The following is a 25,568-nucleotide window of genomic DNA, read 5'->3' on the forward strand; positions in this document are numbered from 1 at the left end:
TTGAAATCGTCGTAAAAAAAATGGGCCGCAGACGCGGCCCCATCGAGTCGTGCAACAGGTTGTTTAGAAGATGAAGGCCAGCTTCCAGCGGACCGAACGCGCCGTCTGGAACGTGTTCGGCAGACCGTACTGATTCGAGAGAATCTTCGGGCTGACTGCACCGTTCTTGCTGGTCGTACCGATCGTACCATTCATCTCCGCCATGTAATCGTAGCCGGTCATGAGCTGGTAGTAGTCGGTCCCGACCGGGTTCGCCGTGGAACCGATAGTTGGAGCCGAGGTCGTCGGCGTTACGTTGTAGGCCATAGCAGCATGCTGGTTGAGCAGGTTGTTCACGTTGAACTCACCACCGAAGCGGCGATTCTCGTGGTCCTTGCTTACATGGATGTAATGGCCAATGTTGGTACTCGTCTGTGTGAAAGCGCCCGTTCGTCGCAAACCTACAGAACTCTTCGTGATCGAGCCGTCTGCCTGACGTGAGAGATTCACATAGTGGCTCTGGTCTTCGACGAACTGGCAGGCGCTGTTCGAAGCCAGATTGCCGAGGCAGGTGCTTACGGGTGTTCCCGACGAAGCGATCTGCGTAAGGCCCAGAGTGGACTCGCCCAGGAAGGACTTCAACCGGTAGAAACCGAACAAAGTCAACGAGTGCGGACGGTCGGTGGGAAGCGGACCGCCGAAGGGCTTGCCGGCCGCCGTGAACTGCATCGTCGGATTGTCGAACGAACGGTTGTTATTTGGGTTATGACGTCCGCCAGAGCCGTCTGTGATAAACGTGCTCGTCAGTCCCGGATAATTGCCATAGAGGCGGCTGTAAGTGTAGAAGGCCGTCACCTGATAGTTGTTCGCCCGCTTCTCCACGCGGAACTCCAGGCCGTTGTATACGCGCGATGCAGCCGGAGTCGATGGGCACGTAGAGCAGATACCCGCCGGATTCAGGAACCCTGCTGCCGTAGCGGGGGCCATACCATTCGTGATGGCAGTGCGATATACGTTCGGAAGCGGACGATGTAGTAAGTCGCCATACGCTGAACCGGGGTTGCCGATGTAGTACCCATACGTATCATTCAGACCCATGTCTTCCGTCGTAGAGTCGAGGGCCTTGCGAACGTAACGGGCGTTGAACGACAGGGTCGGTGTCATTGCATACTCCGCACCTGCCTGAACCTCGTGCTGAGCGGTCGGCTTGATGTTCGGATCGACACCGGGATCATCCGAGCTGTTATTCACAGCACGGTAGTCCAGGTTTTCGATAAAGCGGCCAGCATTGCCGCCAGTTGCCCCTGTATCGTTGACAGCGTTGGAGGCCACGCCCGGAGCCAGGCCTGTCGACGGGCAGCCGTGACGGAAGCCGTCCCCTGCTACTGGTGCCGTCGGCAGGATGAGATTGAAGTTCGGGTTGTCGAGCGTGTACACGCAATCGTGCCAGTAGTTGCCGCCGAAGCTGCCCTGCGGAAGCGAGAACTTCAGAATGTCGAAGTACTTGCCGTAGCTCGCAAATATCTTGAATTTGCCGTTGTGCAGCAGGTCGTAGGCACCGCCAAGGCGAGGAGCGATTCTGCTGCCCCAGCCAAACGTGATGCTCGGATCGCCTGCGGCATACGGCGGCAGGTACTCACGATCGAAGCGAACACCCACATTGAGTGTCAGGCCGGTATGTCCCACCGTCCAGTCATCCAGCGCATACAGGCCATGCGCATTGGAGTCGATCTTGCCCAGAACGTCCGTACCATCACGGACGATGAAGTAGCCGTAGTTGCCGGTGCAGTTCTTCGTGGCATTGGAAACTCCCCATGCCGCCTGATTAGCCGAGATAACAGCATCGCATGCCGTCGGACTGGTGCCAGGCGAGTAAGTCTGGCCTGAGCCGTAAAATAGAAGCACCTGCGCATAGTCAAAGAGCGTCTTTACGTTGTTTCCGGTGCGCGCGAACTGGTAGCCTCCCTTGAAGTTGTGCGTACCCGCCCACCCGGTCTTTATGTGAGAGATGTCGACGCTCAACCCTTTCCGTGTATAGGTGTTGAAGAACGTCGGCTGGTTCGCCCCGATATTCGCAAAGCCCGACGTGTTCTGATATGTGGTTGGGATCGCAGCCCCGGAGAGCGTCGAGGTCGTCCCGGTTACAGAGTTCTGGTACACATACCGCAGACCTGACGCGGTACCCAGTGTGTGCGTATTGTTGAACAGATAGCCGTAGCGCGCCGAGATCAGCGTCCTCGTGCCCAGCGTGTAATCGGCGCCAAATGAGTACACCGAGATCGGGTTCACAAAGCCGCCGTCAGGGCGGAAGTTTGCCGGGTTCGTGCTGGCGCTCGTGCTCGTCTGCCCCAGCTTACTGTCAGGATTCGGCAACTGGCCCACAATGCGGACGAAGTTATAGTCCCACCCGGCGAAGAGGCGCAGCTTGCCGGTAGGACTGTAATCCAGGCGGCCAACGGCAGAATGTGTATCCGCAGCATTGTAGTAACTATGCGGGCCGGCGTTGCCCAGGAACGTGGACGTCGCATCACGCCGCGTCCGCTGAAAGTCTGGCGCATAGCTGGCAAATATGAACAGTTTGTCAGTCAACAGCGGCCCGCCGACCTGGAAGCTCGGGTCTACATAGCGATAATGATCCTGCTTCGCAATGTAGTACTGCGCAGTCGCATCGACGCGCGTCGATGAGTTCGCCGATGTTGCAGGATCGTAGCGCAGGAAGCAGACCGTGCTGTACACGCATTGGTCGTTAGCGTCCATGAGGCTCGAGCGGTACCCCAACGAAACTGCACCATGCCAGGAGTTGGTGCCGCGAGCGGGGATCACATTGATCACGCCGCCCAATGCGCCGCCGTATTGGGCATCAATGGACCCATTCTTGACGGAAACCTGCTCGAAGAACTCGCCGGGGACATTGATGCCGATTCCGCCACCCTGAACATTTGTGATGTTCACGCCATCCATCATGTAGATGTTCTCGGAGTCCGATGCACCATCCACCTGGAAGCCGTTCATACGGCTCGAGCCGCCCCCTATGTTGGCATTGCCGGCAGCGTTCGGTGTGGTCGTGCCGTTCACAACCGCAAGACTCTGCAACGGCTCCTGACGAACTCCCGGAACCAGCGTAAGCAACGATTGGAACGAGCGGCCAGACTTCGGCAGAGCATCAATCTGTTCTTTGTCGATCACCGTCTCGACCTTGCTCTGCGTCACGTCGACCATCGCAACCGATGAGCTAACGTCAACAACTGCCACCGTACCAGCAGCAGTGAGTCTGATATTGAAATTGGGAAGATCGCCTGCGGCAAGTTTCAGTTGGGTCGCCTTGAACGACATGCCGCCGCCGTTGACCGTGATCTCGTAGGTGCCCGGAGGCAGTGCATTGAGCCGATAGAAACCGTGCGAGTCCGTCGTGGTCATAGCCGGCTTGATCAGGCTGACGCTGGTCGCCGTTACGGTAGAATTCGGCACCACAGCGCCTGTGGGATCGGTGACAACTCCTTGAACAGCGGCGGTAGTCTCCTGGGCTGTTGCCGTGCCCGGCGTTGCGATCAACGCGAGCGCAAGCAGGAAAAACGCCGTCGTCAGACGGCGAAGCATTGTTGATGGGGAATTGATCATCTTCGTGTGGCCTCTCAAAGTAATCTCCGGCCTTGGCCGGAGGGTTCTTGCCAACTTCCGCGGCTCGCTCGTTGGCCGCGGTTCGCCATACAACCACTGCAAACAAAAACAGTGCGCCCTTCAGGCACGCAACGTCAGTGTCTGCTGGAGCAGTAAGGGGCATCTCGGCCGCCTTACCGGGGTTTAAGTATGGTGGAGAACGTATCCTTCGATAATCGAAACGTCAATAGAAAAATGTGATGAAATTCAATTTTCTTGTGACAGATTACGCAATATGGGGACAAACCGCCTTGACATTCATCGAGAAACTATAGGTAAGTGGTTTGTTGCTGTAGTTTAGCCCTCGTCATCGGTACGATCTCCATGGCTTGGAGGCTGGCTTGTCACGATGATGCGCAGAGGCGTTTTTCCGCGATTGATCACCTGATGCTTCTCTCCCGGAGCAATCTCAATCCCCTCACCCTGGCGAACCACGAACTCCTGGCGCTCAACCTCCATCGTCAGCTCACCGTCCAGTACGAGGAAGAACTGCCTCGCTCGCATATGGTAGTGCCGGCGCTCGCAGGCCCCTGGAGGCATCAGTTCCTCAATAACGTTCAGCTCCGGCGTGCGGACCAGGTACCAACCGTCGCATTCCGTGCCATTCGGACCGCCCCACTTGTAGTGCTCCGCGTTTGCGGTTGAGATGACCTTCGCCTGCATAGAGCTACAGCGTACAGGGAATGGGAATGAAGCGCGAGATGGCCTTCTATTCCCTACTTCCTCTTTCCCTAATCCCTGCCTTTACAGAGGGATGTTCCCATGCTTCTTCGGAGGCAACTTCTCGCGCTTCGTCGCCAGCATATCGAGCGCCGTATTCAGCCGCCGCCGCGTTTCGCTCGGCCGGATCACAGCATCGACATAGCCGCGTTCCGCGGCGACGTACGGGTTCGCGAAGCGCTCGCGGAACTCGTCGACCTTCTCCTTGCGCGCCTCGGCCAGCACCTCGAGCTTCTGCTCCTCGGTCAGCGAGACGCCCTGCGGCATCACCGCCTGCGCCCGCCGCACCACGGCGTCCAACTCGCGCTTGTAGACGATGTTCACCGCGCCCTCCGGCCCCATCACCGCGATCTCCGCCGTCGGCCACGCCAGGTTCACGTCCGTGCGCAGGTGCTTCGAACTCATGACGCAGTACGCTCCGCCGTAGGCCTTGCGCGTGATGACGGTCAGCTTCGGAACGGTGGCTTCGGCGAACGCATACAGCAGCTTCGCGCCGTGGCGAATGATGCCGCCATGCTCCTGCCCCGTGCCGGGCATAAAGCCGGGAACATCCTCAAACGTGATCAGCGGAATATTGAACGCATCGCAGAAGCGCACAAACCGCGCGCCCTTCACGCTCGCGTCGATGTCGAGCACGCCGGCCAGCACCGCAGGCTGGTTCGCCACGAGGCCCACCGTCCGCCCGTTCATCCGCGCAAAGCCGACGACCAGGTTGCGCGCAAAGTGCTCATGCACCTGGAAGAGATACCCATCGTCGACGATCTTCGTAATCACGTCGACCATGTCGTAAGGCTGGTTCGACTCCTCGGGAATGATCGTCTCGAGCGCGGCATCGGCCCGGTCGGCGGGATCACTCGCCGCCCGCCGCGGAGGGTCATCGAGATTGTTCGACGGAATGAACCCCACCAGCTCGCGCACCATCGCCAGGCACTCGCGATCGTCGTGCGCCATGAAATGCGCCACGCCGGAGATCTCGTTGTGCGTCGTCGCCCCGCCCAGCTTGTCCTTGGTCACGTCCTCGTGCAGCACCGTCTTGATTACGTCCGGCCCGGTCACGAACATGTAGCTCGTCTTCTCCGTCATCAGCGTGAAGTCGGTAATGGCCGGTGAGTAGACGGCCCCGCCTGCGCACGGACCGAGGATCGCCGATATTTGCGGCACCACGCCGCTCGCCAGCGTGTTGCGCAAAAAGATGTCCGTGTAACCGGCCAGCGAGAGCACGCCCTCCTGGATGCGCGCGCCACCCGAATCGTTCAGCCCGATCACCGGCGCGCCCACCTTCATGGCCATGTCCATGATCTTGACGATCTTCGCGGCGTTCGCCTCCGAGAGCGACCCGCCAAAGACGGTGAAGTCCTGCGCAAACACAAACACCACGCGCCCATCGATGCGCCCGTGTCCGGTGACAAAGCCATCGCCGGGAACCCGCTGCTCGTCCATGCCGAACTCCGAGGCGCGATGCGTAACGAACTTGTCCGTCTCCTCGAACGTGCCCTCATCGAGCAGCAGGTCCACACGCTCCCGCGCCGTGAGCTTCCCCGCCTTGCGCTCGCGAGCGCGCCGCTCCGGCCCACCACCCTCTTCGGCGATGGCATGACGAGCAGCCAACTCGGCCAGACGCACCTGGTGCGGCGTCAGCTTCGTGTCGTGTTCCTTGGGGGTCGCGGGAGGTTCAGCAGCAGCCATGAGGTGCGATTTTAGCAGGCTTTTTTGAGAGATCGTTGGAGCCTACCTTTAGAAGTGGGTTTGCGCTTATACACGAACTCCCACTCATGTCTTTCGGCATGAGTGGGAAACCTGCTAGTGCTGGTTCTAATACGTGTCCTGAACGACTTGAGTGCCTGCTCGAAACACAACATAAGGGCCTGCGATACTACCGTTCTTGTCTACCGGTGCAGGACCCGTCCAGGTTGGGGAGCCGGAGCTGAGCGAATAGATGATGTTGTTGGATGGCGAATACACCTGATTTCCAGACGCAGATTGAATTGGAAAGAGCTGGGGAATGGGTGAAGTCGATATCTGGTTCCCGCCGGCGTCGTAGATTACAGCGGTAGCATATGTCATGAAGGTAGGAAACTGGTTAAAGGTATTTACAAGAAACTTCGTATTGTCCAGCCACCCCGAGAGCAAACCATTCACTGCGGTTTGTATCTGACCATTTTTATAGACGTTGACGGTATAACTCCCTGACATATTATCGCCCGATCCGAATGGAGAGATTGCCGCAAGAGTGGCATCCGGCGAAAAGCTGATTGGTTGCGAGGCGCCGTTTATGGAGAAGAGGGGCGATCCGCCGCCAACGGGAATTACCTGCCATGTTGTGGCAAGCCGCTTCCCGAATAAAGTTCCGGTTCGCGCCATAGTAAAGTCTGTATAGCTACCAGGCGGGTAAGTAAAGGTGTTGATGAGTGATTGCGAAGGCAGGGATATGAAATCGATGTTATTGCCGTACCCAATTCCAAGTACCGTGCCATCGTCCGATAGCTGTAATTTAGAAGCGGCATGGGCAAAGCTTCCGTCGGGTTGAGTGTTTCCGGCAAGGAAGTAGGTGATCTGCCCGTCGTATGTTGAGAGTGCGATCCTTGCTGGACTTCCGGCGATGGCCTTGAGAGCACCATGATTCAAAGTGTGTTGATGTGACTCATCAACCACAAGACTGGACCCAGCTAAGAACAACTGAGACGTAGTGGCAGCAGCGAAGGCCTGAGGATTAGTCGACAGGTTCGTTTTGACCGGCGAAGAACCTGACAGGTCGACGACAAATGATGGTGCGCCCACGCCCCCCACGGCCAGCATGGAACCGGATGGGATAAGGTATGACTGTGTGGATGCGCTGCTGTAGGTGACGGTTGGGGAATTTGCACCTACGGCATAGACGTATGTCGAGCTACCCCCCGAAAACGTCATCCAATTCCCCTGACCCACAAAGTTAAGCAGTGGGGGATCCGGATCTAGCAATACCGGAGCTATTGGGGATGTCATTATCGCTTCTTGAACACTCGCACTGGAATAAACCCAGACTGTTGATCCAGTATTTGTGAAGAATCGATTGCCATCCTGAAACCAGGAATAAAAATAGCCTGAAAAGGCTGGCCCGACCGACGAATTTCCTGTGGCTACTGAGATTGTTTCGATTACATTTTGCCCTGCCGGCCCCTGCGCTACCATGACTTGCTGAGGCGTCGCGAAGGCCTTTGCGAGGTGGTAATCGCCGGACCGAGATATAAGGAGTTTCCCTGCAGGAGACCAGACGGTGAAGCCGTCTGTAGACCCAGCGGCGATGTAACTGCCATCACTAGCCAGTTTCAGCCAGCTCGGAACCCAGTTGCTGCCTGGAATGTTCATCTTCGGGATAGCGATGTTGGAGAGTAGATTCCCATTAGCTGAAAAGACCTGGACACCACCAGGGATGCCAACCATCAGAGTATTCCCGGCAAGATCAACATCCCAGGTAACCCCTCCACCACGAGGAAACTGATCTCCGCTAACGAGCTGTGTGCCGGCGGCATAGTCCCATAGAACCCAATGACCATCGGCGTCTCTGCTGAAAAGACGCGTGGTAGTGGCTCGCATGAGATCAATATACGTCCCATGTCCCAGATCCAGAAGCGTGGTATAGGCCTTGTTGACGACGATTGCAACTGTAGCCGTGGTACTGCCGCCAGAGTTCGTTGCTGTGATGGTGTAGTTGGCGCTTGCTGTAATTGACGTAGGGGTTCCGGCAATCACTCCATTTGTGGAATCAAGGGTCATGCCAGCGGGAAGGGCCGGGCTGACTGTGTAGGAGCTGACGACGCCGGTGACCAAAGGGAGGTCAGGCGTGAATGCTTTGCCCACGGTAGCTGTAATTGGGCTTCGCGCATAGGACAGGTTTGTAGGCGCGGGGACAGGAGCATTCACCGTGATCTGAAGATTCGTTGACGTCGACCCACTTGAGTTCGTTGCAGTTACCGTATACGTCGCCAGGGCCGTCACTGCTGTAGGGACTCCCGATAGGGCGCCTGAGGTGGAGTTGAGACTAAGGCCAGCAGGAAGCGCTGGAGAGACGCTATAGGAGGTGACAGTACCAGTTACGGTAGGTGTGACGGGTGCAATTGTCTGACCGACAGTGGCCGAAATCGTCGATGGAGAGTAGCTCAATCCGGATGGAGGAGCAAGCGGGATAATCACTGAGAGTTGAATCGTCGCCGAAGTGGATCCTGCGGAGTTTGAGGCAGTGATGGTATAAGCCGTCTGTGCACTTGCAGCAGTTGGAGTACCGGAGATCGCCCCGGTAGAAGTATTCAACGTCAACCCTGCAGGGAGTGCTGGGCTGATCGAATACGACGTTACCGTGCCTGTAACCGTAGGAGTGTTTGTCGTGATCGCCTGTCCCACAGTAACCGTAACGGTCGTTTGCTGGTAGACAAGGTTGGAAGGTGCGGGCGTTGCTGTGGAACTGCTTGACCCACCAGAACAACCAAGCACAAAGCTAAGTATAAAGAATGCAAAAAGCGAGAAGGAAAATTTCCGAACCAAGACATACGGCAGGCAATAACTCAACATGAGAAAGGGGCTCCAAAACAGATCACAACAGCACTTGCTGTTCTACCGTAAGTGGATGTTTTCCACCAGTTAAAGCCCGCTCTGAAAATGAGCAGGGGGTCTGCTTGTGGGGTTCCCACTATTTTGTTTGGCAAACAAAAAGCGAATACAATTCATCCATCTTCGCGATGCCCTCCGCCCCCCATCCCGACCGCTTCGGCTTCCTGCACATCGACCTTAACTCTTTCTTCGCTTCGGTCGAGCAGCAGTTGCACCCGGAGTATCGCGGCAAGCCCATCGCCGTCGTGCCCACCATGGCCGACACCACTTGCTGCATCGCCGCCAGCTACGAGGCCAAAGCCTTTAAGGTGAAGACCGGCACCCAGGTTGGCGAGGCGAAGAAGATGTGCCCCGGCATCATCCTCGTCGAGGGCGACCACACCAACTACGCCAAGTACTCGAAGGCGATCAACGACGCCGTCGAGCTGGCCTGCCCCGTCGCGCACAATCCGTCGATCGACGAGATGTGCTGCCAGCTCATGGGCCGCGAGCAGGAGCCTCCGCGCGCGCGGAAGATTGCGCTCGAGATCAAGCAGTCCATCTATAAGAATGTGGGCGAGGCGCTGCGCTGCTCCATCGGCATGGCCCCCAACCGCTACCTGGCCAAGATCGCCAGCGACATGCAGAAGCCCGACGGCCTCATCGGGCTGCTGCCATCGCAGCTTCCCCGCGCCATCGCGCATCTCGACCTGCGCGACCTCCCCGGCGTAGGCGCGCGCACCGAAGTGCGGCTCAACGCCAAGGGCATCCGCACCATGCCCGAGCTGCTCGCGCTCGACCGCACCGGCATGCACAACCTCTTCAACAGCGTCTGGGGAGACCGCATGTACCACTGGCTGCGCGGCGGCGAGACTGGCGACGACGGAGCCACCGTCACCAGCGACGTGCAGAAGTCGCTCGGCCACTCGCACGTCATGGCGCCGGAGTTTCGCACTGAAGAGGGCGCGTGGTCGATCGCCAACAAGCTGCTGCACAAGGCCGCCATGCGCCTGCGCATGGAAAAGTTCTACACCGGCTCGATGGCCGTCACGATCCGCTACCAGCTCACGCGCGAGCAGGCCGAGCGCGTGAAGTCAAAGCGCCACTTCAGCGGTATCAAGCACTCCGGCTGGGGCATGGAGGCGCGCTTCCGCCAATGCCAGGACACGCTCACCCTGCTCGAAGCCATGCGCGGCATGTGGCAGCGGCGTCCGCAGGGAGAGGAGTTCCGCAAGCCCTTCTTCGTCGGCGTCACGCTGCGCGACCTCATCCCCGAAGACGAACACCAGGAAGAACTCTTCGGCGACCCCGACAACCGCACCCAGCTTTCAGCCACGATGGACAAGCTCAACCTCAAGTACGGCCACACCACACTGCACTTCGGCAGCATGCTCCCCGCCCGCGAGAGCGCGCCCACACGCATCGCGTTCACGCAGATTCCCGTGCAGTACGGGGTGGACTACATGTAACGCTGCGCAATCAAATCTGTAATCGAAATCATGTGTCATCCTGAGCAGAGCGCAGCGGAGTCGAAGAGCCCGCCCTGAGCTTGTCGAAGGGACCTGCGGTTGCAGGTATTCGAGCGAAGCTCGGGCAGTGGGTCAGTTTGGAGTAAATGACTGAAGTTTCCGAAAACCCGACTTTGCGGGAACGATGGTGCGTATCGTTGAAACAGATCCCGGATGTTCTTTCTCTCGACCTGCTGAAGTTACGTTTGCGAGTCTTTATTGGCTTGCGCCGAATGAATAATTGATGTCAATGTCACCAACCACTGCTGCTTGGCTAAAGATGTCCTTCCGCGAACAGCTAAGACAGGAAATCAGAAGTTGTCTGGTTTTAGTCCATTTCACTGATATTGCGTGTTGCCCTCTTGCCACGAAAAGAACGCCATCATTGGCATTAGACTTGTCTGATGCTTTCTGCAGGTTCACGATTGAACTGTAGTCGGTTGTGGCCCCGCAGTTCCGCTCGAAAACACGTGCGGTTAATTGGCCATCGTCGGACGTCAGTTCAGACGTCAAGGCGTCGCTGCATGTGTTGCATGCCACGAGCGGAGTCAGAATGACAAATGACAAAAGCAAAAGACCAATGTTTTTTCTAGCAGCCATTTTTATATAGGAATTGTAGTCCCGCATTGATTTGAGCTTGATCCTTTCAACCATATCCAAAGGAGACCTCCATACCAGATCATCACTGGTGTCCGGAAAACGGGGTTATAGGCAACTTTGGTTGTCCCGGAATTCAAACTGGCCCACTACCAAAGCTCGAACCGCCTTGCTTAAGGGCACCCATTCGACTTCGCTCAGGGCAGGCTCTTTAGCCGTGCCGCCAAACATATCAACCCGTTCAAGAGGCTTCAGCCGCTGAGGTACGCTTTTTTAGTGACTGAACGCTACATCGGCCGCCTCGCCCCATCGCCCACGGGCCTGCTCCACCTCGGCCACGCCGCCACATTCTGGGCTGCGTATCAGCGAGCAAAGGAACACAACGGCACACTGCTCCTCCGCAACGAAGACCTCGACCCGCAGCGCTCCAAACAACACTACGTCGAAGCCATGCTCGAAGACCTCGCATGGCTCGGCATCGCGTGGACACCGCCGATCATCACGCAGTCGCAACGCATCGCGCTCTACCGCGAGGCCTTCGTTCGTCTCCTCGCATCAGGCCATGTTTACGCCTGCACCTGTTCGCGCAAGGAGCTTGCGGAGATGGTCGCCGCGCCGCATGAAGACACGGACGACGAGCCTGTCTACACCGGCAAATGCCGTCCCACTCGCTGCTCGCCTGCTCAATCGCTCCAGCCGAACACAAACTATCGCTTCCGCGTGCCCGATGGCGAGGTCATTACTTTCCACGACGCGAACCTTGGCCCACAGAACTTCATCGCAGGCAAAGACTTCGGCGACTTCCTCATCTGGCGCAAGGACGATCTGCCCAGCTATCAGCTCGCCTGCATCGTCGACGACGCCGACTCGCAGATCGCCGAGGTCGTCCGCGGAGCCGACCTGCTCAAATCCACCGCTCGCCAGATCCTCCTTCAGCGCGCCCTCTCACTGCCACCCGTCGACTACTTCCACACGCGGCTGCTGCGCGACGAACACGGCATGCGCCTCGCAAAACGTCACGACGCGCTTGCACTCCGAACATTGCGCGAGCAAGGAAAGACCCCGGCCGACGTCATACAGATGTTCTCTGCATAATGTCGAGGCACCGCAGATGGCTCATTCGAGCGAAGCTCGAACCGTATTGCTTAAGGGCACGGCTTCAGCCGTGCCGTATCAGATTCCTCCAAGAGAAGGGCGGCTTTAGCCGCTGAGGTACAAGCCAGCACAGGCATAGACCTCAGGGGCTGAAGCCCCGTCTCGCTACAGGCGCTTGCGGCACGGCTAAAGCCATGCCCTTAACAAAGCAGCGCTCCTGCATACGGCATTCATGGATACCGCATCCATGCGACCGCACCAGACGCTACTGTTCGTCGTCGCTCGGACCACCACCCGCAAGTGCAGCCTGCGCCTGTACCCACGGCTTCATCTTGTACTCCAGCGGAGGAGCGTTGCCCGCAAGGTTCTTCACGAAGTAGTCCCACCTGCGCCGCGTCATATACGGCGAAGCCTCTGCATAGCCATGCGCCACATTTGGAATCAGCAGCAGGTCGAAGTCCTTGTTCGCCTTGATCAGCGCATCGACGACAAGCAGCGTGTTGTTCGGCGGAACGTTGTTGTCCATCGTGCCGTGCGCCAGCAGCAGTTTGCCCTTCAGGTTCTTCGCGATCGTCTGGTTTGCCTGGCTGTCGTAGTTGCTGGTGCCGTCAGCGTTCTTTACTTCGAGCCCGGCCCAGCGCTCCGCCCAGTCGTCCTCGTAGTCGCGCTGGTCGTGGTTGCCGCTCTCGGCGATGCCCACCTTGAAGAAGTCGGGATAATTGAACATCGCCGCCGCCGTCGCATTACCGCCGCCCGAATGCCCATACATCCCTGCGCGGCTGATGTCGATCCACGGATACCTCTTCGCCAGCTCCTTCATGCCGGCGACCTGGTCGGGAATCGTGTTGTCGCCCAGGTTGCCGTAGTAGAACTCGTGGAACGCCTTCGAGCGCCATGGCGTTCCCATGCCGTCGATGCACACGACGACGAAGCCAAGCTCCGCCAGCGACTGCATATCGCGATGCGACGCCGAAAAGCTGCGGCTGCCGCACGAGCCTGTCTGCGGCCCAGGGTACACGTTGTTGACGATCGGATACTTCTTCGCGGGATCGAACTTCGTTGGCTTGAATAGGAAGCCGTAGAGGTCCGTCTTGCCGTCGCGCGCCTTCACTGTGATCGGCGTCGGCGGTACCCAGCCCATCATCATCAGCTTCGCGATGTCCTGACGCGCCACATCCATCGCAAGGTCGCCGTTAGTGTCGCGCACCACCGTCGTCTGCGGCTGGATGGGCGTCGAGGCGACGTCGATAAAGTATTTGCCGTCGAGCGAAGGCGTCACCGCGTGGTCCGCGTTCTCCGGCGTCAGCAGCTTCATGCCGCTGCCGTCGAAGTTGATGCTGTAGTAGTGCGAGAAATACGGGTCGCGGCCCTTCTCCTTGCCCACCGCGAGGAAATAAATCTCACGCGCCCTGGTATCGATCAGCAGCACCTGCGTTACGTTGCCATCGCCGTGCGTGATCTGGTTCTTCAGCTTGCCGTTGCCGTCGTACAGGTACATCTGGCCCCAGCCGTCTCGCTCACTGAACCATAGAAACTCGTTCGACTCCGGTAGAAACCTCCAGTTCGATTTGCCATTGCCCGGCTCGAAGAACTTCGGCGCCGTCTCCGTCATCACCTCGCGCACATCGCCCGTGGCCACGTCGGCCACGCGCAGCCACTCCTGCTTGTGGTCGCGCGATGTTGAAACGAAGGCCAGTTGCTTGCCGTCGTCGCTCCACTGCACGTCCTCCCACTCTCCGTCACCGCCGCGACAGGTGATGTCGTCGCACAGCATCGAGCGATGCTGGTCCGGCGGCATCTTCAGCCGCACCACCTTCGGCATGTCCACATCGACGATCACGCGCTCGATCATCGTCACGTCCTTGTCGCCCACCAGCGGATACTTCCACGCCTTGAGTTTCGGGTGCCCGTTCGTCACCGGCACCAGGTACATCTCGCCCACCTTGCGCTGGTCCTGCTGGAAGGTCGCAATCTTCTTTCCATCCGGCGACCACACAAGAATCGGCCTGTCGCTCGACGACCAGCCTGCGTTGTCGGTCGCATAGCCGTAGTCCTTCACGCCGTCGGTTGTAAGTTGCGTCTCCGCGCCCGTGGCCACATCGCGGATCCACAGGTTCCAGTCGCGGATGAACGCCGCCTTCTTGCCATCGGGAGAGAGCGCGACCGGCGCACGGCGTCCTGAACGCGATCCTGCTGCAATGGGCCGCGCACCGGTCGACACGCACTTGACGTCTGCGCCCAGGTCGCAGCGCCAGCGACGCAGACCAGTCGTCAGGGTCAGCACCTTGTCGCCATCGCTCAGGGCGAACTCCGAGGGAACAAAGTTCCGCTCGAACCGCGTCCCACCAGCACCCGAGGCATTTGAGGTGCGTTCCGAATCGATAAGAGCATTCAGCGCCGACGCTACCTTCGCCTGGTCGAACGCCGGCCCCTTCGTCTTCTTCGCCGGATCAACCAGCATGACCGTTGTGCCGTCGGGTCCGCGATCGCGATACCAGAAGCGGCCATCCCCCAGCCACTGCGGGTTCTCCACGCCGTGATACGCCAGCGGATTGACGTTGTAGTTCATGAAGCTTTCGGCGCGCGCGTAGTCCGCCGCCGTGAGCTGCCTACCCTGCTGCTGTGACCATCCCGTTACTGCAAGCTGTGCGAGCAGCAGCGCCGCCCCCGCGCAAAAAGTCTTTCCTGACGACATTCGTTCGCCTCCAACTGCTTCTGAAACTGTTGCATCCTGAATGAGTGGAGCAAGTCTACGCTCCTCCGCTCCGGCCGGGACAGCAAGAAACTCACTGCTCTTCCTTGCGCTACGGGGCCCCCATGTTGCGCAGCACCTGACGCAGCACGCCCATCCATACCGGAACGTCCTCCACGCTCAGGCCCATGCGCCGTACCAGCCGTCTCACGTCATCCTCTCTGGCATTGGCCGGATGACGCCGCGTGTATCCCGTCCTCTCGAGCACCTCGCCGAGCAGCGATGTGAATCGCTCCACATCGGCCGCCGGCGCCGCCTCGCGAACGCCCGCGCCAACATCCACTCCCGTCGCGCGCACCAGCTCGTAAAGACATACCGCCGCCGCCTGCCCCAGGTTCATCGAAGGATGCCGCACGTCCTCGTGCTCATACATCGGTATGGTCAGCATCCAGTGGCAGTGACCCAGCTCCTCGTTGCTCAACCCCGTCTTCTCCGAACCGAAGAGCAGCGCCACGCGCCCCTTCGGCGCCGCGGCTTCCGCGCGGACCAGCGCCGCGGCCTCGGGCAGCGCGTGCAGCGGATGCTCCAGCGTACGCTCGCCCACGGCGCTCGTTCCGATTACCAGCGTACAGTCGGCGACCGCCTCGGCAACCGAACCGCACACCTGCGCCCCGGCGATTACCTTCGACGCATCCACCGCAGACTTCGCAGTCTCAAGAGGCACGGCGTACTCGTTGATCACGCGCAGGTGCCGGAAGCCGAAGTCGTGCATCGCCCGCGCCACCGCACCGATGTTGTTCGGGTTCCGCGCGCGCACCAGCACTACCACCACGCGCTCCAACAAATCTCCGGGTTTCACATTGCTATTTTAGGGTGCATTGAAGATCAGCCTCTCGTTTTGTTAAGGGCACCCGTTCGACTTCGCTCAAGGCAGGCTCTTAGCCGGGTGCCCTTAACAAGGGTCCAGTAAAAGGCGGCCGGGGTTGAACCCGGCCGCCACTCTAACCAGAAAGACCCCGTCTATCGTGGAGCGCGTTGATCGTTGTGCTTCTCGTTGTAGATCTGCTGGCTCGCGCGGTTTTGTTCGCGGTTCACCTGCTGCCGCTCCTGCTGGTTCAGGTGACCGCCGTTCGCCTGTCTGTCGGTGTGCACCTGCTGGTTGATCTGCGCCTGCCTGTTCTCCGCGCGCGCAGCTTCGTGAGCATTCATCTGCCCGCTGCCGATGCCGTTGGCGATCCTCTGCTGCTGATTTTCGCGGCGCGCATTCACCGTCGACATTGCCATCGTCTGCGGACGGCCATGGTTCACCGAAGCAAGCTGTCCGCGATCGTTGCGCATCGCCTGCTCGTGGGCCACCTGGTTCTGTGTCGCCTGCATGTGGCGTTCGTTGAACGCGGACTGCTCCGAGGCGGAAGGACGGGCCTGCACGCCTCCGTTGCCTCCGTTGTAGCTCACGCGGTTGACGTTGTTCACCACGACAGTCTTGTTGTAGACGTTGGTGACGTGCACATTGGTGATGTTGTTCACCGAGCGGTTATATGCAAACACGCCATGGTTCCAGTAGCCGCCCTCATATCCATAGCCCGTATAGCCGAAGCCGTAGTTCACGCCGCCATAGAAGCCGATGTGCGGACCCCAGTAGCCAGGATGAAAGATGTACGCGCTGCCGCCCCAGCCCCAATAGCCCGGCGTCCACAACATGCCAGCCGCAGGAGGCATCACCCACACGCCCGGAACCCAGTAGTAGCCCGCGGGCCCCCACGCCCAATAGCCCGGCGTCCATAGATAGCCCGGGCCGGGAATTGCTGGCTGCGCATACACCGGCAACACCGGAGGAGGCGTGCCCACCGAAACACCGATTGCAATATTCACTGACGCAAACGAAGCTGCAGGAACGGCAGCAACAGCCACAGCGGCCGCCGCAAGAACCATCGCACGTACTGTCTTCAGGGAACCCATCTTGATAACCTCGGAAAATCGACTTACTTTCAACTCACAGACAGGTAGACACGCATCCGTTTGCGAAGTTTTGGTTTTCAGCCGGATTCGGCACAATCCATTGCAACTAAAGTTGAACGACCTGCCGCAACCATTTGCCCTTTCTTCGCACGCGCCTCCCCCCGTTGAAGACGTTGCTCCCGGCGTTTCCTATGCCGTCATTCTTCTATGAAGAGAGGCGCACCTGTCCGGGGGGATTTGCGAGGAGATTGCATACAGACTTCGATTCGTGCTCTGAGCACACCAGGGGTCAGGATGACGGCGTATAACGAAGTTTATGGATTCCATGATGAACAAACGGTTCAGCATGCCTGGGCGTGATCGCGATAGTAAAGGAGTGGAAGGTGACGACGGAGATTCTTGGTGGTGCGACGGTCGCAGCCGTGGCCGTGGGGGGCACGCTGACGTGGGCTGCGCTGTCGCCGCAGTCGCAGATCTTCGGACGGACGCTGGTCGCTCCCGCGCGACCCGATGAGATTGCGCTGACGTACGACGATGGCCCGAACCCCGCCGCGACGCCGCAGCTGCTGGAGGTGCTGGCGAAGCGGGGTGTTAGCGCGAGCTTCTTTCTGATCGGCAGGTACGTGCGGCAGTGTCCGGCGCTGGTGCGCGATATCGCCGCGGCTGGACACCTGGTTGGCAATCACTCCATGACGCACCCGTGGCTGGCGTGGCAGAGCGCGGCGCGGATTCGCGAAGAGCTCTACGGCGCGAGCGCGGCGATTGAAGACGTTTTGGGTGAGCCGGTGCGCTATTTTCGAGCGCCGCACGGCGCCCGGCGGCCACGGGTGCTGAAGACGGCGCGTGAGATGGGCATGGAGCCGGTGCAGTGGAACGTGATCTGCGGCGACTGGGCCCCGATCGGAGTGGAGAAGATTGTGGGCCGCGCGGCGCGTGGCATCGAACGCAGCCGGCGGCATGGGTTCGCGGCCAACGTGGTGCTGCACGACGGCGGGCAGCATGGGCTTGGCGTGTCGCGCATGGATACGGTGCGGGCGACGGAGCGGTTGATCGAGCGGTATGCCGCGGCGAAGTTTGTCGCGGTGGATGCGTGGGGGGAATAGCGGAATTTCGTGGCGCCTCGGAAAATGCGGGAATTCTTCGGCTTCGCTCGGAATGACACCGAAATGAGACGGGCGGCGCTTCGCCCGGAATGCACGCCTGTTTATGAGATGAAGGCCGGTTGTGACTGGAACGCCTTGCGGGCGGCTTCGAGGATGAGCGCGACCTCTTTGGGGCCGTGGGTTGTTGAGACGAAGGCGGCCTCGAACTGGCTGGGTGGCAGCCAGACGCCGGCGTCGAGCATGGCGCGGTGGAAGCGTCCGAAGGCGGCGGTGTCGGAGGTCGCGGCAGAGGCGAAGTCCGTGACCTCGTTGCCGGTGAAGAACCAAGTGAACATGGAGCCGACCTGGTTCGTTGTCAGCTTAACGCCAGCTTCGTGTGCGATGGCGGCGACGCCTGTGGCGATGGCGGCGGTCGTCCTTTCAAGCTGCGGGTAGATGCTCTGCTCGTTCGCGATGAGGTGTTCGAGCGTGGCGATGCCTGCGGCCATGGCGAGCGGGTTTCCGCTCAGCGTTCCGGCCTGGTAGACGGGGCCGAGTGGCGCGAGGTGGCTCATGATGTCGGCGCGTCCTCCGAAGGCCGCGCAGGGCAGGCCGCCGCCGATGATCTTGCCGAGGGTGGTGAGGTCGGGGGTGATGCCGTAGATCTGCTGCGCGCCGCCGAGCGAGAGCCGGAAGCCGGTCATCACCTCGTCGAGGACGAGCAGAGCGCCGTGCTGGTGCGCGATGTCGCGTAGCCCCTTGAGGTAGCCGGGCAACGGGGCGATGGTGCCTGCGTTGCCGACGACGGGCTCCACGATGATGCAGGCGATCTCTTTGGGACGCGCCTCGAAGGCGGCGCGAACGGCATCGAGGTCGTTGAAAGGCACGGCGATGGTGTGCATGGCGGTCTCCGCCGGAACCCCCGCGGAGCCGGGGATGCCGAGGGTGGCGACCCCGGAGCCTGCCTTGACCAGCATGGCGTCGGAGTGGCCGTGGTAGCAGCCCTCGAACTTGATGACGAAGTTGCGGCCGGTGAATCCGCGGGCGAGGCGGATGGCGGTCATGCAGGCTTCGGTGCCGGAGTTGACGAAGCGCAGTTTTTCGACGGAGGGGAAGCACTTCTGGACGAGCGCGGCCAGGTCGGCTTCGGCGGCGGTGGAGGCTCCGAAGCTGGAGCTGCGGCCGGCGGCCTCGCGGATGGCCTCGACGGCGGGAGGGAAGGCGTGGCCGAGGATCATCGGCCCCCAGGAGCCGAACATGTCGAGGTAGCGGTTGCCGTCCTCATCGTAGAGGTAGGCGCCCTCGGCGCGGGCGACGAAGGGCGGGTCGCCGCCGACGGAGCGGAAGGCGCGGACGGGCGAGTCGACCCCGCCGGGGAGGAGGGATTCGGCGCGTTGCTGCAACTGGCGGGAGCGTGTGTGGGAGAGCGGCATCGAATTCAGTATAAAAGCGTGTGGAGGGCGCGAGGTTTTCGGCGGAGGGTTGGTTCATCCCACCCTTCACGATGAAGCCGTTAAGGGTGGGGCACCCGGGGTACTAACCTTGCTGGGATTGCCATCTCTTCTTGAGGTGTCATTCCGACCGGAGCGGAGTGGAGAGCTTGCCCTGAGCGAAATCGAATGGGAATCTGCTTTCGATCGAGGGGCAACGAGCGATTGCGGTAGAGAAGCGGATCTCTCCACTACGCGGCTTCGCCGCTTCGGTCGAGATGACACGGGGTTGAGATTGAATGACGGCAGACAAGATTTGCGGGTGAGGAGCATGACTGAGGCCGATCGCGCGAAGATCGAAGGGCATCCGGTGCTGCTGTACGACGGCGTTTGCGCGTTGTGCAACGGCCTGGTTCGCTTTGTGCTGAAGCGTGATGCGATGGGCATCTTCCGGTTCGCCGCGCTGCAGAGCGATGTGGCTCGGGAGCTTGTGGGTGACGGAGCAGTTGCGCTGGACGGCGTTGTGCTGGTTGCCGCGGCGCTTACCGCGGAGCAGCGCGTCTACCGGCGAACGGATGCGGTGGTGGAAGCGCTCCGTCTGTTAGGGCATCGCTGGCTGGCGAGGGCGCTGGCCGTGGTGCCGCGAGCGGTGCGCGAGGCGGGGTACGGCGTGGTGGCGCGGCTGCGATACCTGCTCTTCGGGCGATATGAGGTCTGTCCGCTTCCGCCGGTGGAGACGCGCGGACGATTTGCCGGCCTTGTGCGCGCGGGCGAATAGAGAACGCGAAAAATCCTTTGTTTACAGGCCATTTAACGTATACACGCCTCATGCTGCTAGACTGAAAACTCTGCACGACTTCATATTTCTTTCCCCTGGAGAGCACCCTTGCCGGAGAATCTGTCCGCCCCTGATGTGGCAACAGCCGATCGATCGAAACAGAAGTCCGGTGGGACGAAGAGTGTCTCAGGCAAGGCGGCCGCGCCGTCGAAGAAGCCGGTGAGCTATGCCGATGCCGGGGTCGACATCTCGGCGGCGGACAAGTCCAAGCATCGCATCAAGATGCTGGCGCGCAAGACGTTCAACAAGCAGGTGCTGAGCGAAATCGGCGGCTTTGGCGGCCTGTTTGCGCTCGATCTGGAGAAGTACCCGGACCCGGTGCTGGTGTCGTCGGCCGACGGCGTGGGGACGAAGCTGAAGGTCGCCTTCGACCTCGGCATTCATCACACGGTCGGGCAGGACCTGGTGAACCACTGCGTGAACGACATTGCGGTGCAGGGCGCGACGCCGCTGTTCTTCCTCGACTACCTGGCGACAGGCAAGCTGGAGAACTCCGTCGTCGAGACGGTGGTGCAGGGCATCTCCGACGCCTGCCGCGCCAACGGCTGCGCGCTGATCGGCGGCGAGACGGCGCAGATGCCGGGCTTCTACTCCGACGGCGAGTACGATCTTGCCGGAACGATCATCGGCGCGGTGAGCCGCGACAAGATCATTACCGGCGATGGAATCCAGGTGGGCGATGTGCTGCTCGGTTTGCCGTCGAACGGCCTGCACACCAATGGCTACTCGCTGGCGCGCAAGCTGCTGTTCGAGGTGGCGAAGTATGGCCCGGACCAGTACGTCAACGAGCTGAAGGACAAGACCGGCGCGGCGCTGATGCGCGTCCACCGCAGCTATCTTGCGATCGTCAAGAAACTGACGAACGGCGACGTGGTGAGCGGCATGGCGCACATCACCGGCGGTGGCATTACGGAAAATCTGCCGCGTATCTTTCCCAAGGGCGTGGGCGCGCAGGTGGACCTTGCGTCGTGGCAGGTCCCGCCGCTCTTCGAGCATCTGCAGAAGCTGGGCAACGTCGAGCGCGACGAGATGCTGCGCACCTTCAACATGGGCATCGGGATGATCGTGGTAGTGCCGGCGGATAAGGTGAAGAAGGCCAAGGCGATCCTGAACCGCGCCAACGAGCGGCACTTCATCATCGGCAGGATCGTTCGCGGCGAGCGCAAGGTGAGCTACAACTAGCGGCGTGCTTTGCGCGGTGGCTAAGCTGTTTTTTTTGAGACAGAGTCATTCTTGCGTGGAGCTATGTGGGTTTCCCCGCCACTTTGTCATCCTGAGCGAAGGGTTCGCAGCTTTTCGCGAACCCGGAGTCGAAGGACCTGTATTTTTTGTGACTGGTAGATTCTCATCATGGGAAGTGCGGAAATGCAGGTCCTTCGACTCCGCTGCGCTCCGCTCAGGATGACAAAGTGATGCAGGTCCTTCCATTCGACTCTGCCCAGTGCCATGCCGATACCGCTGGCTGCAAACGCTCAGTGCATGTTTCTGACGTAGCGTTCCTTCGCCTGAAGCAGGTCGCTGATGGCGAGCGGTTGCAGCGGCCGCGCTGACCCCAGTTGATGCGCGACGAGACAGATGTGGGCGAAGTGTTCGACCGTCTCCATCTTGAGGAAGGCATCGAGCAGGCTGTCGCCGTAGGTGACGGCGCCGTGGTTCGCCATCAGGATGGCGGAGTGCGTGGGGATGAGATGCGCGAGGCTGGCGGCGAGATCGTCCGTGCCTGTGGTCGCGTATGGGGCAAGCGGAACGGGGCCGATGGTCATGATGGCTTCCGCGCACAGAGGTTCGTCGAGCGCGCGTCCTGCGCAGGCAAAGCCTGTTGCAATAGGCGGATGCGCATGGACGACGGCGTTGACGTCGGGGCGGGCCTTGTAAACCGCAAGGTGCATCCCGATCTCGCTGGTGACCTTCTTCGATCCAGAGAGCTGGCGTCCGGCCAGGTCGACCGTCACCATCTCCCCGGCCTTCATCAGGTATTTGCTGCAACCGGTTGGGGTCGCGAGTATGCGGTCGGGCGCGATCCGTACCGAGAGGTTGCCGGATGTTCCCGGCGTGAATCCAATGCGCGATAGCCATCTGCCGAACCTGACCAGCTCGCGGGCCAGATCACGCTCATTTGCGAATCCGTTCTCGGTATAAGTCAAGCAGGTTCTCCCTTTTATGGAGAGATCATTTCATCACATCTGATGCAAAAGCGCGTGACCGTGAAAAAAGCATCCTACCTCACAAGAGATGGGGTGTAAATGAAGACCAGCGAAGTGTTACATGCGTGGGCCGGAATCCTGAAAGGCTACAAACCATCTCTTTCCATAGAGATCACAAAGGAATGCCCGCTCCGGTGTCCTGGGTGTTACGCATTTGACGCTGCCCACCTCGGTGGGGAGACCGCATTGCGCCAGTTGTCTGATTTTAAAGGCGATGAGTTGGTGAAGAGGATCCTGGCAATCGTAGACCGGGAAAGGCCGCTGCACGTCTCCCTGGTAGGCGGAGACCCGCTGGTGCGATATCGCGAGTTGGAGATGCTGCTCCCTGAGCTGAACGCGCGCGGCATTCACACCCAGGTCGTGACGAGCGCGTTCCGCGTGATTCCCGCGGAGTGGAAGAGGTTCAAGCGCCTGAATGTGGTGGTGTCGATCGATGGCCTGCAACCGGAACACGACGAGCGGCGCAAGCCGGCGACCTATGAGCGCATCCTGAAGAATATCGCCGATGCAAAAGTGACGATCCACTCGACGATCACGGGCAATATCGCCGCGCGTCCGGGATACCTGGAAGAGTTTCTTCGCTTCTGGAGTTCGCGTCCGGAGATCAACAAGGTCTGGTTCAGCTTGTTTACTCCGCAGGTTGGCGCGACGGGGCCGGAGATCCTGACGCGCGAGCAACGCGCTTTTGTGGTCGAAGATCTTCTGAGGCTGCGCGTGCAGTATCCCATCCTCGACATGCACGACACGCTGATCCGGGAGATACTTCACCCTCCCGCCAGCCCGAAGGATTGCATCTTTGCGCGAACGACGCACACGATCTCGGCGGATTTGAAGACGAAGATTACGCCGTGCCAGTTCGGAGGCAATCCCGACTGCTCGCAGTGCGGTTGCATTGCATCGATGGGCCTCGCCGCAGTGGGACACCATCGCGTCGCGGGGCCATTGACCGCGGGACACCTGTTCTTTGCCTCTGATCGAATGGGCAGCGCCTGGCGATCAGCAAAGAGCGCGCTTACAAACACCGCTCCTGAGGTCGAGCCACAACCGTTCCCCATCCTGTAGAACTCATCTGGAGACTTGTAGCCGATCGTGTTCCTTGAGGAGAGCTGATCCCGCACATTGAGGGCAGGTGCTCGCTTAGAATCGGGACTAAGGGCTCATCACAGTGCATCGATTAGGCATTCTCCTCTCCGGTAGAGGCTCCAACTTTCTTGCGATTCATCGCGCCATCGTTGATGGGCGCATTTCCGGCGCGGAGATTGCCGTCGTGCTCTCGAACAAACCCGAGGCCCCGGGGCTGGATGCGGCGCGGTCGCTCGGCCTGAAGGCGCTGGCTATCCCACAGGAGGGAAAGGGCCCGGAGGCGCGCGCCGTTCACGATACAAAGATGATCGCGGCACTGGCGGACCATGGCGTCGATCTTGTTTGCCTGGCCGGGTACATGCGCATCATCACTCCGGCGTTCGTGGAGGCGTTCCCGAACCGCATCCTCAACGTGCATCCGTCGCTGCTGCCGGCGTTCCCTGGGCTCGATGCGCAGCACCAGGCATTCGACTACGGTGCCAAGGTGGCAGGCTGCACGGTTCACTTTGTCGACGAGGCGGTCGACCACGGTGTCATCATCCTGCAGAAGACTGTTCCGGTGCTCGACGAGGACACAGCGGAGTTGCTATCGGCGCGGATCCTGGAGCAGGAACACATCGCCTATCCCGAGGCGATTGCGCGCGTGCTGAGCGGAGCGTATCGCGTCGAGGGACGACGGTTCTTGCCCGTGAAGTAGCTCGTGTTCTCTTTGATGGCTTCGATCCCACCCTTCGCTGCCGCGAAGGATGGGGCATCCGGCGGTTGACGAGATGCCGCTGTGCTATGTCGTCTGTCCGCCGCGCTGGTCCTTGGCGTCGCCGAGTGTGACCTTGACGTCCATCTTCCTACGTCCGCGGAAGATGGTGACGGTGACGACATCGCCTGCGCGATGGGAGTTCATGGCCGCGGAGAGGTCCTGCGGGCTGGTGATCTCGTCGCCGTCCATGGCGACGATCAGGTCGCCGCCCAGCATGACCGGCGTGTTGCCCTGGTAGTAGCGCTGGGTTCCGCCGCGAAGGCCGGCCTTTTCGGCGGCCCCGCCGGGCAGAACGCGCTCGATGAGAATGCCGTAGTCGGCGGCGAGGCCAATCTGCTCGGCCTGGTCGGGCCCGATGGGCAGGGTGACGATGTCGAGCGTCGGGCGGCGGATGTAGCCGTACTTCGCGTAGTCGTCGAGGATGGCGCGCGCCGTGTTGATGGGGATGGCGAAGCCGATGCCCGAGCTCTGGTCGGCGCCGTTGGAGGCGATCATGGTGGTGATGCCGATAACCTCGCCGCGCGAGTTCAGCAGCGGGCCGCCGGAGTTGCCGGGGTTGACGGCGGCGTCGGTCTGGATGGCGTCCTCAATCGGGTTGCCGTTGGGGCCGCGGATGGAGCGGATGGCGGAGATGATGCCGCGCGTCATCGTGCCGTTGAGGCCGAAGGGATTGCCGATGGCATAGACCCGCTGGCCGACCATCAGGTTGCGCGAGTCGGAGAGCGTGACCGGGGTCAGGTTGGGAGCGTCGATCTTGATCAGCGCGAGGTCGTGGTTGGGGTCGCGAGCCAGCACCTTGGCCTTGTACTTGTGCTTGTCGGCAAGCGCGGCTTCAACGCGCTGCGCGTTGCCGATGACGTGGTTGTTGGTGAGGATCAGCCCGTCCTTGGTGAGGACGAAGCCCGAACCCTGGCCCTGCTGCGGCACGGGGCCATAGAAGAAGTCGAAGGCCACCTCGGTGGAGGTGATGTTGACGACCGAAGGCAGTGCCTTCTTGTAGACGCCGATGTTCTGCTGCTCCTCGGAATCGAAGGCGGGCGCGGCGGCGGCGTTGGTCAACTGAAAGCTGCCCAGTGGTCCGCTGACGGTGGCCGTGCCCGTGGCCTCGGCGCGCTGCGTGGAGTGCAGCCAGGGAAAGAGCTTTCCGGCGGACGAGGAGTGCGTCGTGACATAGTAAAAGCCGCTAAGCAGAAGCAGGACAAGCAGAACTGGGCGCAGTTTCATATGGATAACCCGGAGATTCCTTCCGTCGCAGCCGCTGGGCGCGCGGCCTTGGTTAATTGTATCGAGCGGCGGGGCGGCAGGCTACACGCGGCGTTGCCTGCGCACCGGCCGCAATGGCAGGCGGGTGGATAAACGGCACATGCCCGTGGCGGCATGTTGCTGGTAAAGTAGGCTTCTGAG

18 protein-coding genes are annotated in these 25,568 nt (G+C 60.4%); 7 read left to right on the forward strand and 11 right to left on the reverse strand.

Annotated elements, in window-relative coordinates; translation table 11 throughout:
• Positions 1-63 precede the first annotated feature (63 nt).
• The 4 genes from JSS95_08145 to JSS95_08160 form a co-directional block, all read right to left on the reverse strand.
• Entirely contained in the window at positions 64-3,597 is a 3,534-nt protein-coding gene (locus tag JSS95_08145) for a TonB-dependent receptor (protein ID MBS1799779.1), read from the reverse strand.
• Between the two features lie 336 nt (positions 3,598-3,933).
• Complete coding sequence (locus JSS95_08150; GenBank protein ID MBS1799780.1) at positions 3,934-4,299, reverse strand: cupin domain-containing protein; 366 nt, start codon at positions 4,297-4,299, stop codon at positions 3,934-3,936.
• Positions 4,300-4,380: 81 nt separating this feature from the next.
• A complete protein-coding gene (locus JSS95_08155; GenBank protein MBS1799781.1) occupies positions 4,381-6,042 on the reverse strand; it encodes an acyl-CoA carboxylase subunit beta in 1,662 nt (553 codons plus the stop codon).
• A 126-nt stretch (positions 6,043-6,168) separates the two neighbouring features.
• On the reverse strand, positions 6,169-8,643 hold the full coding sequence (locus JSS95_08160) for a putative Ig domain-containing protein (protein MBS1799782.1): 2,475 nt from the start codon (positions 8,641-8,643) through the stop codon (positions 6,169-6,171).
• Positions 8,644-9,068: 425 nt separating this feature from the next.
• Here JSS95_08160 and JSS95_08165 point away from each other — a divergent pair, with 425 nt between their 5' ends.
• Positions 9,069-10,388 (forward strand): DNA polymerase, encoded by a 1,320-nt coding sequence (locus JSS95_08165; protein MBS1799783.1) that lies wholly within the window; start codon positions 9,069-9,071, stop codon positions 10,386-10,388.
• A gap of 255 nt (positions 10,389-10,643) precedes the next feature.
• Here JSS95_08165 and JSS95_08170 read toward each other — a convergent pair whose 3' ends face one another.
• Positions 10,644-11,087, reverse strand: coding sequence for a hypothetical protein (locus tag JSS95_08170; protein ID MBS1799784.1), 444 nt, complete (start codon positions 11,085-11,087; stop codon positions 10,644-10,646).
• A gap of 213 nt (positions 11,088-11,300) precedes the next feature.
• On the opposite strand from JSS95_08170, the gene gluQRS reads away from it, so the two are divergent.
• On the forward strand, positions 11,301-12,119 hold the full coding sequence (gluQRS, locus tag JSS95_08175) for a tRNA glutamyl-Q(34) synthetase GluQRS (protein MBS1799785.1): 819 nt from the start codon (positions 11,301-11,303) through the stop codon (positions 12,117-12,119).
• A gap of 265 nt (positions 12,120-12,384) precedes the next feature.
• On the opposite strand, the gene JSS95_08180 is transcribed toward gluQRS, so the two are convergent.
• From JSS95_08180 to JSS95_08190, 3 genes are all read right to left on the reverse strand, one after another.
• Positions 12,385-14,688, reverse strand: coding sequence for a DPP IV N-terminal domain-containing protein (locus tag JSS95_08180; GenBank protein ID MBS1799786.1), 2,304 nt, complete (start codon positions 14,686-14,688; stop codon positions 12,385-12,387).
• Positions 14,689-14,923: 235 nt separating this feature from the next.
• Positions 14,924-15,670, reverse strand: a complete 747-nt coding sequence (locus JSS95_08185) for a TrmJ/YjtD family RNA methyltransferase (protein MBS1799787.1) — start codon at positions 15,668-15,670, stop codon at positions 14,924-14,926.
• A 161-nt stretch (positions 15,671-15,831) separates the two neighbouring features.
• Positions 15,832-16,770 carry a YXWGXW repeat-containing protein gene (locus JSS95_08190; GenBank protein MBS1799788.1) on the reverse strand — a complete coding sequence of 313 codons (939 nt, stop codon included), beginning with the start codon at positions 16,768-16,770 and terminating at the stop codon, positions 15,832-15,834.
• A 383-nt stretch (positions 16,771-17,153) separates the two neighbouring features.
• On the opposite strand from JSS95_08190, the gene JSS95_08195 reads away from it, so the two are divergent.
• Positions 17,154-17,873 carry a polysaccharide deacetylase family protein gene (locus JSS95_08195; protein ID MBS1799789.1) on the forward strand — a complete coding sequence of 240 codons (720 nt, stop codon included), beginning with the start codon at positions 17,154-17,156 and terminating at the stop codon, positions 17,871-17,873.
• A 101-nt stretch (positions 17,874-17,974) separates the two neighbouring features.
• On the opposite strand, the gene hemL is transcribed toward JSS95_08195, so the two are convergent.
• Complete coding sequence (hemL, locus tag JSS95_08200; GenBank protein ID MBS1799790.1) at positions 17,975-19,285, reverse strand: glutamate-1-semialdehyde 2,1-aminomutase; 1,311 nt, start codon at positions 19,283-19,285, stop codon at positions 17,975-17,977.
• Positions 19,286-19,613: 328 nt separating this feature from the next.
• On the opposite strand from hemL, the gene JSS95_08205 reads away from it, so the two are divergent.
• Together JSS95_08205 and JSS95_08210 are read left to right on the forward strand one after the other, a co-directional pair.
• Positions 19,614-20,060, forward strand: coding sequence for a DUF393 domain-containing protein (locus tag JSS95_08205; GenBank protein ID MBS1799791.1), 447 nt, complete (start codon positions 19,614-19,616; stop codon positions 20,058-20,060).
• A gap of 135 nt (positions 20,061-20,195) precedes the next feature.
• On the forward strand, positions 20,196-21,302 hold the full coding sequence (locus tag JSS95_08210) for a phosphoribosylformylglycinamidine cyclo-ligase (GenBank protein ID MBS1799792.1): 1,107 nt from the start codon (positions 20,196-20,198) through the stop codon (positions 21,300-21,302).
• A 290-nt stretch (positions 21,303-21,592) separates the two neighbouring features.
• Here the strand turns inward: JSS95_08210 and JSS95_08215 are convergent, their stop codons facing one another.
• The gene (locus JSS95_08215; GenBank protein ID MBS1799793.1) at positions 21,593-22,225 is read right to left on the reverse strand and encodes a class II aldolase/adducin family protein; all 633 of its coding nucleotides are present in this window, start codon (positions 22,223-22,225) and stop codon (positions 21,593-21,595) included.
• Between the two features lie 138 nt (positions 22,226-22,363).
• Here JSS95_08215 and JSS95_08220 point away from each other — a divergent pair, with 138 nt between their 5' ends.
• Both JSS95_08220 and JSS95_08225 read left to right on the forward strand, forming a co-directional pair.
• Entirely contained in the window at positions 22,364-23,386 is a 1,023-nt protein-coding gene (locus tag JSS95_08220; GenBank protein MBS1799794.1) for a radical SAM protein, read from the forward strand.
• A 103-nt stretch (positions 23,387-23,489) separates the two neighbouring features.
• Positions 23,490-24,104, forward strand: coding sequence for a phosphoribosylglycinamide formyltransferase (locus JSS95_08225; GenBank protein MBS1799795.1), 615 nt, complete (start codon positions 23,490-23,492; stop codon positions 24,102-24,104).
• An 84-nt stretch (positions 24,105-24,188) separates the two neighbouring features.
• Here the strand turns inward: JSS95_08225 and JSS95_08230 are convergent, their stop codons facing one another.
• A complete protein-coding gene (locus tag JSS95_08230) occupies positions 24,189-25,388 on the reverse strand; it encodes a trypsin-like peptidase domain-containing protein (GenBank protein ID MBS1799796.1) in 1,200 nt (399 codons plus the stop codon).
• Between the last annotated feature and the right edge of the window lie 180 nt (positions 25,389-25,568).

Source organism: Acidobacteriota bacterium (genome assembly GCA_018268895.1).
Lineage (GTDB): Bacteria > Acidobacteriota > Terriglobia > Terriglobales > Acidobacteriaceae > Edaphobacter.

Excerpts from the sequence above, each read along its gene's own strand:
- JSS95_08145 (MBS1799779.1), bottom strand. The coding sequence starts at position 3,597 with ATGATCAATTCCCCATCAACAATGCTTCGCCGTCTGACGACGGCGTTT.
- JSS95_08150 (MBS1799780.1), bottom strand. The coding sequence starts at position 4,299 with ATGCAGGCGAAGGTCATCTCAACCGCAAACGCGGAGCACTACAAGTGG.
- JSS95_08155 (MBS1799781.1), bottom strand. The coding sequence starts at position 6,042 with ATGGCTGCTGCTGAACCTCCCGCGACCCCCAAGGAACACGACACGAAG.
- JSS95_08165 (MBS1799783.1), top strand. The coding sequence starts at position 9,069 with ATGCCCTCCGCCCCCCATCCCGACCGCTTCGGCTTCCTGCACATCGAC.
- JSS95_08180 (MBS1799786.1), bottom strand. The coding sequence starts at position 14,688 with ATGAACTACAACGTCAATCCGCTGGCGTATCACGGCGTGGAGAACCCG.
- JSS95_08190 (MBS1799788.1), bottom strand. The coding sequence starts at position 16,770 with ATGGGTTCCCTGAAGACAGTACGTGCGATGGTTCTTGCGGCGGCCGCT.
- hemL (MBS1799790.1), bottom strand. The coding sequence starts at position 19,285 with ATGCCGCTCTCCCACACACGCTCCCGCCAGTTGCAGCAACGCGCCGAA.
- JSS95_08205 (MBS1799791.1), top strand. The coding sequence starts at position 19,614 with ATGACTGAGGCCGATCGCGCGAAGATCGAAGGGCATCCGGTGCTGCTG.
- JSS95_08220 (MBS1799794.1), top strand. The coding sequence starts at position 22,364 with ATGAAGACCAGCGAAGTGTTACATGCGTGGGCCGGAATCCTGAAAGGC.
- JSS95_08230 (MBS1799796.1), bottom strand. The coding sequence starts at position 25,388 with ATGAAACTGCGCCCAGTTCTGCTTGTCCTGCTTCTGCTTAGCGGCTTT.